3 protein-coding genes and 1 pseudogene are annotated in these 4,647 nt (G+C 46.9%); all 4 read right to left on the reverse strand.

The features are described 5' to 3' along the window. Positions 1 to 269: 269 nt before the first annotated feature. Positions 270 to 1,649, reverse strand: coding sequence for a hypothetical protein (locus L0156_30410; protein MCI0607314.1), 1,380 nt, complete (start codon positions 1,647 to 1,649; stop codon positions 270 to 272). Next, positions 1,646 to 2,563 (reverse strand): annotated as a pseudogene (locus L0156_30415) (DUF3179 domain-containing protein). Before L0156_30415 ends, L0156_30410 begins: the two are co-directional and overlap by 4 nt. Positions 2,564 to 2,912: 349 nt before the next feature. Then, entirely contained in the window at positions 2,913 to 3,833 is a 921-nt protein-coding gene (locus L0156_30420) for a radical SAM protein (GenBank protein MCI0607315.1), read from the reverse strand. 2 nt (positions 3,834 to 3,835) lie between these two features. Continuing rightward, a partial coding sequence (locus L0156_30425) for a methyltransferase domain-containing protein (protein ID MCI0607316.1) occupies positions 3,836 to 4,647 on the reverse strand: 812 nt, incomplete at its 5' end.

Here is a 4,647-nt window from a genome sequence, read left to right on the forward strand (position 1 = left end):
ACCAATATTCCAAGATCTTAATGAAAGCGTCAAAGCTGTTTCGATCGAATCTTATGTCGAACAATTGAAAGAGTTCTGTAAGAATAGAAAGGTTCATATTTGAAGAGCTATGGAAAGGTATCTCCATCAGCGAAGCTGATTGATCACTTAAAGGAAGATAAAGAAAAGTAGCTTAACAGCGAAATCATTTCTGAAAATTTTAGAAAACGACCGAAATCCTAAAATGAAATTGCTATTATTACTGATAGAACGAGTTGTGACCGGATTCTTTAACGCTTGAAGCTCTTTCCAATGGTTGACGCAACGGGGCAGCATTCCGGCGGCCGGATCTCAATTTCCGAAGGCGCCAGTTCTGGTCCGCCGATTCTAATTAGAAAAACCGTAAGAGACAGCCATATTACGACTGCACCAAACGTGCCCCAGTACATCCAATTTAAATTGAACTCCATAGCCTTGTAAGACACGCTGGAGATCCAGAAGTACAAGATAATTGCACCAGCACCGTCGGCCAAGCGTACGAATAGGCCATCGACAATTGCCTTCACCGCTTCGCGGCGTTCGCGCTCAATAGGAAGAAAGACTTGCTCCCACAGTGATCGATACACAGAGGATCTCAGGCCACCTTCAGTGGCTCTCAATACAGATCTGTTTTGAAGCAATCCCAGGAATGGCGAGGCTACTGCAATTGCAAGAAGGGTTATCGGCAATACAGTCAACGATCTGAAAACGCCGAACCGTGATTGTAACCATGGCGCCAAACGCAACTGCAAGAGCAGCGATGCCGCACTCACAATTGTGTAGAAGCTCGCATAGAACCCCGCATTATTATTTCCGGAAAGCACGGTAGCCGCGTAGAATTGAAATTCAATCAACATCGCCGTCAGTGCCCCAAACGCACTGATTCCTGTCAAAAGCAAAACATAAGGTTTCCTTACGAGTTTGGATTCGCGAATCATAACACTTAACATACGCCGCGGAGAATCCTTCCATGCCAGCCTTGGAACCTGTGGTACATCAACTGGGTTTTCTCTGTGAGCTTTCCGCACTAAAAAACCCACTAACCCAAGAACGGCTGCGCCTCCTGCGATGAGGAATTTCGGACTCAAGAAAATAGATAAGACCCATGCCAAGAGCCCGCCGGCAATACCGCCGACCATAGCCGCGGCACCCATGCCAGCATAAGACCATCTTCTAATGTTTTCCGGAGCAAGCTCCAGTAAATCGCCGCCGAGCAGCCATGCCCCTGCAAGAAGAGCAGCAAAAATAGTTGGAACCAAAACATACAGGATTACAAGCAATAAACGGTTTTGCTCATTTGTAAACGGAGAAAAAAGAAGAAACAGAAACGAAGAAAGAAAAAACAGGCCGGTCCTAGATTTTCGCGCACCCCATTTGTCCATTGCTGTTAAATGAACAGTTGCTGCTGGAATGCTTGCTGCTGCAATCCAGATGTAAGCAAGTGGAAGTTGTTTCAAACCGTTCTGTTGAAAGAACACTGCATCGCGGCCACTCTTAATCAGGATGAGAGACATCATTCCCAAGCCGATAGCCAATATGGGATACCAGGACAGCGATTTCGCCTTTAGAAATTCGAGATTCAACGCGGATGCGCGTAGCCATCCTGCAAATAAATCGCGGCTGTTACTCATCGAGATCCGTCACTCTTGTAAATTTCTGTATCCGGGTGAAAGTTGTACCAGGCGTACCAAAAACTCACGATGTATGGAACCGGATTTCCGTCAGTATCTTCAACGACCGCAGTTTTGTTTTTCTCATCCCAGCGAATCACAATGGAAATACCACCAACTGCGTCTTTTAAAGTTTGAACGCCTTTTAAAGCCCGAAATGCGTATGCTTTGTATTTGCGACCTCTCTCAATACCGATCACTTTTTCCATCTTTGGGAGAATAGAACTCTCCCTCTTTACTGAGAATAGGGTCCGATTGCTCCGGTAATAATCCTCGTAAGGATCCTTTCCATACTCGCGGCGGTGCCCCGTGTTCAATGAAAGTACCAGCGTATCAGGATGTTTTTTCAACCAGGCACCCCAGGTAGTATCTTCGAAAGGGAGGGTCTTCAACTGCGTCCCTGTCAGCGGGCCCGCAACAGCTTCGTTTTTCATTTGAAGCCATAAACTTTCAGTTTGCCGGTCATATAAAAGAACATTGTTTTCGTACAGTTTGCCGGATATTCCGAAAACCAAGCGCTTTCCTTCATTCTCTGCGGAGTAGACCACCCCGCTACCGGTGAGCGGTCAATAGGTGACTGTAACCGGCTCCTTGCTGAGTAAATCATTGACGGCTTCGTGCCACGTGACGATCTTAATCGGATAAGCCTTGGCAACTCCGTTCCTGTAAAGGCCCATTACCCGATCGTCTTCCTTCAAGTATTTTGCGCGAGAGGCTTCAATAAACTCCGGATCCGTTAAGGAAGGAATTCCATCTTTCGGCGGTCCGCCGCCCCGAATTTTTTCCGGTGGAATGGAATGCTTGCTCAGATCGAAATCATCGGCAAATGTTGCTGCGCAAGTTATCAAAAGAAATAGCAAAACACGCAGAATCATATGCTCCTCCTCATTGATGAATTCTTAAAGTGGTTCTCTTAGTTGGATGCGCGGGAGTTTGCAGAAACTTTCGATTTTGTAAGGAGGCCTACATTCAGAAAAAGTTCTGAAGAACAAGACGGATCTAACCTGTTGAAAGTAAATGAAACTAAGAGTAAGCATGATAGGAACGTCAAAAACCTCCAACTAAATTTGTAGATCCCTTACATTGCAGCCGCACGGTAAGCCCCTACCATGCGGCTGCTTTTTTTTTCGGTCGTATCTGAGACCGTGCGAAATCTGATGCCGATATGACGAGGGTTCAGTGAAAAGGTATCGGAATAGCTCGATAAAGATCTGCACTGGATAGCTAATTTGTACAGGTAGACTGATTTCCTCTCACACAGCAGTACTGAGAGCACGCACGATGAGCCAGTGGAATGGCCCGTTGAAACGATTCCTCTAATGTTGCTCCCAAATCGTATTCAGGAACTTCGTAAATAATCGGGCAAGGATACACGCGGCATTCGCCGTTTCGCTTCAAAATGGATCGCCCACTGTAACACATCAATCCTTCTTTCCTGATTGAAAGCTGCTCCAGACGTTCATCGCTTACGATCTGAAATTCACTCGGCTCATCTCGGCGGCGCTGCTGAGCACCCATCTCCAAAACCGCAGGAAGAACCTTCACTTCAACATCGACTCCTTCTTGCAGGAAGATTTGCTGGAATTCATGCGAAACTGTTTCTGAAGAAACTCGGTTCCCACGAAACACTTCCGGTGTTACCGTAACGATAACCTTGACTTCCCTCTGACGGATCTTCACTGTGTTCTCCACAGTCTTGCGAAACATTCCTCTGCCGCGAATAGCATCGTGTCGGGATTCGACATAATGATCCATGCTGACGCGAATAATCAATCGGCCGCGGAATTCTCGATGCAGGGTTTCCAATTCATCGAGATACCGCACAATCGGTGTTGTTGCATTTGTGAGGACTGTCACCTCAGCTCTTTTCAATGCTTCACCAAGCATCGCAACGATATCGCGATTGATGAATGGTTCGCCTCCGGTAAAGTAAACTGACTTCATCCCGAAACGGGAAGCCTCTTCCAAATACGTCCGCACATCTTGGAGAGTAAGCTGCTCAAGCGAATCATTTTCCGGAGACGAATCTACATAGCAATGGATACAACGTAGATTACAACGAGAGCCCACCATAAACCACAGATCGTTCAGTTGAATTCTTGCGCCCTCTCTTTGAAACTCAATGGTGGCAACCTGTTCTCGCATTTCTAACAACATCCTTTTGGTTTTGATTGATCCTCCGAAGACACTGTGGGCGACCCACAAGGGAAAAGGCCGAAGTGCTTGATTGGGGATGTCACTCTAAAGTGTTTCTGCAATCTTGTTTCGGACAGCATCCTGGCTGTGTTTCGGCACACCGGAACAAGGCGATGCGCTTCGAACACATGATGGTCGTCCATTGTAAACCGCGCTTTCTGCTGCGGAATGCTTCCTATATATATAGCGACTTGCCCATAGTCCTCGCACCGCCTATCCAGAGGATCGTTGAACTTGAACCCGCGAGTCGTCATAGAGGAAAAAACGACCGGCTCACCCAGCACATCTCTCTGAACCTCTATTCGGCGGATAGTCCTTGGATCCCTGAAGCCCGAATCCTGGATCAGATCCAGCCAATCATTCTCATACTCCGCTCCACCGAGACATTCTGCGATCATCTGAGGATCATTTCGTATGATGTCTGGAATACGCCGATCGGCAACAATATCGGAAATGTAAAATTCGCCCCCGTCTTTCAGAACACGGTTAATTGTCTTAAAGACAAGATTCTTCAGGGGCGAAAGATTAATCACACAGTTCGATACGACAAGATCAATCGACTGATCCGGTATCGAATCTGCGACTTCGATGTAATCTTTGTAGAAGTGGACATTGGCCTCTGAATAACCAAAGCGCTTGGTCACAGCGGGAATGTTTCGAAACGCAACTTCGAGCTGTTGGTCGGTCATATCAATTCCGTACACTACGCCTTCTGGTCCAACCAAGAATGAGAGGATAAATGCGTCCACGCCGGCACCAGAAC

This window comes from bacterium (assembly GCA_022616075.1).
Taxonomy (GTDB): Bacteria; Acidobacteriota; HRBIN11; order JAKEFK01; family JAKEFK01; genus JAKEFK01.

What these genes read in the sequence shown, in the direction of transcription:
- L0156_30410 (MCI0607314.1), bottom strand. Translation starts at nt 1,649, where the DNA reads ATGAGTAACAGCCGCGATTTATTTGCAGGATGGCTACGCGCATCCGCG.
- L0156_30420 (MCI0607315.1), bottom strand. Translation starts at nt 3,833, where the DNA reads ATGCGAGAACAGGTTGCCACCATTGAGTTTCAAAGAGAGGGCGCAAGA.